The organism is Halorubrum tibetense (assembly GCF_042661865.1).
Classification (GTDB): domain Archaea; phylum Halobacteriota; class Halobacteria; order Halobacteriales; family Haloferacaceae; genus Halorubrum; species Halorubrum tibetense.
Map to the genome: position 1 here is coordinate 1 of NZ_JBHSWW010000388.1, position 1,815 is coordinate 1,815.

2 protein-coding genes and 1 pseudogene are annotated in these 1,815 nt (G+C 69.4%); 1 reads left to right on the plus strand and 2 read right to left on the minus strand.

Annotated features, from left to right (window positions below; all coding sequences use genetic code 11):
* Window positions 1-461 (minus strand): MOSC N-terminal beta barrel domain-containing protein (locus ACFQEU_RS15385; protein ID WP_379783585.1); only part of this gene is annotated, 461 nt, incomplete at its 3' end.
* A 46-nt stretch (window positions 462-507) separates the two neighbouring features.
* Window positions 508-1,323, minus strand: coding sequence for an archaeal proteasome endopeptidase complex subunit alpha (locus tag ACFQEU_RS15390; RefSeq protein ID WP_379783587.1), 816 nt, complete (start codon window positions 1,321-1,323; stop codon window positions 508-510).
* 243 nt (window positions 1,324-1,566) lie between these two features.
* Here ACFQEU_RS15390 and ACFQEU_RS15395 point away from each other — a divergent pair.
* Window positions 1,567-1,815, plus strand: a pseudogene (locus ACFQEU_RS15395) (hypothetical protein); the annotation flags it as partial.

A 1,815-nucleotide genomic window follows, 5' to 3' on the forward strand; every position in this document is an offset into this window, starting at 1 on the left:
GTCGCACGCGAGACGACCGTCGGACCGGGAGCGGCGCGGTCGTCGGGGAACCCGCCGGCGTCGTCGGCGACGAGGTCGACCGCGTAGCCGAGGTACTCGCCGATCCACGCTTCGAGCTCGGCCGCGTCCTCGGGGAGCGCGAACCGTTCCTCATCGGCGGGGACGGTATCCCCGTCGACGACGCGCGCCGGCCGTTCGAGCGTCACGGCGGTCGGGGTCGCGTCCGTCGCCCCCGCGAGCTCGTAACTCGCCCGTAACCGATGGATCGCCGGTTCGCGCTTCCCGTTGACGTAGCCGCCGTTCCCGCCGACGGACGCGGTTTCCGGGTCCACGCCAGCCTCCACGAGCGCGTACGAGCGATCGCCGCGGAGTGCCCCGCTCGGACCCAGCTCGGCACGCTCGACGGCGACGCCGTCGAGCGACTTCATCGGATACGCGATCAGATCGCCGAGACGTACCATGGGGTCGATTCGCGACCGCCGAGCAAAAAGGCGTGCGTCCGGCGGACTACTCGTCAGCCGCGTCGTCGTCTTCCGCGTCCGACTCGTCGTCCGAGTCAGTCGTGGCGTCGTCGTCTTCCGCGTCCGACTCGTCGTCGCCCGCGCTCAGGCCGGCGGCGTCGAACGACTCCGCGACCTCGCTCTCGGGCACGGTCCGGTAGCCGTCAGCTTCGGTGATCGTGGCGACCGCGACGTCGTTCGGGCCGAACTCGTCGTCGTGTGCCGCCAACGCGGCTAGTCCGAGCTCGATCCCGTCAGTCAGGGAGAGCTCGTCCGTCCACGACTCCTCGAGATGTCCCTGGATCGCCTTGCGGCCGCCGCCGATGACGGTCGCCTTCCACTCGTTGGGCGTGCCGGAGGGGTCGGCCGCGAACAGCCGCGGCTCGCCGTTCTCGACGCCGCCGATGAGGAGGGCAGCGCCGTACGGTCGCGTCCCACCACGCTGGGTGTTCTCCTGGATGTGGTCGGTGATGAACTTCGTCAGCGTCTCGACGCCGACTGGTTCGCCGTATCGGAGACGGTTCCCCTGCGACTGGCGGCGGGCGAGATCGATCAGCTGGCGGGCGTCCGCGACGTGGCCCGCGCTCGCCGTGCCGAGGTGGTCATCGAGCTTGTGGAGCTTCTCGATGCTCTCTGCCTCCATCAGCGTCGAGCTGGCGCGCGACATCGCGACGAAGACGACCCCTTCGGCCGTCCGGACGCCGACGCTCGGTGCGCCCCGCGAGACTGCCTCGCGAGCGTACTCCACCTGGTAGATACGACCGTCGGGCGAGAACAGCGAGGTCCCGCGGTCGTACGCCTGCTGGTCGTTGCCGCCCATCATCGCTTCTCACCCGCTCGCGCGGTGGCGAGTTCGCTCATTACCGGTAGATAACGCGGGACGGTTGAAAAACCCTCCTTAACCGGTACGTGTCGGACCGGCCGCGTGGCCTCTGACTACTCCGGACGACGGCGTCGTCGTCCGACAAACGGACGGTATCCTGCACTAGGAACGGACGGCAGCCTGCCTCACGAATCGACCGCCTACGACGCATATATCCTACCAGAACCCGTAGATCGATTGACTTTGCCATCTACTCGCACGACAGCCCTCCTGCTCGCCTGCCTCGCCGCGGTCGCGGCAGTCGGCGGCGCTGTGGGGGTCCCCGACGCACGGATCACCGTCGACTCGATCGATGTCGGCCCCGCCGACCCGGTCGTCGGCGAACGCACTGCGGTGAACGTCACGGTCGCGAGCTCCGCGGGGAGCGGGGAGCCGGCGAACGTGACCGAGCTCCGCCTCCTCGACGCCGAGGGTGAGGCTCGTGACGTCGCG

Bases quoted from the DNA above. Each gene is read 5' to 3' on its own strand.
- ACFQEU_RS15390 (WP_379783587.1), bottom strand. From the start codon at position 1,323: ATGATGGGCGGCAACGACCAGCAGGCGTACGACCGCGGGACCTCGCTG.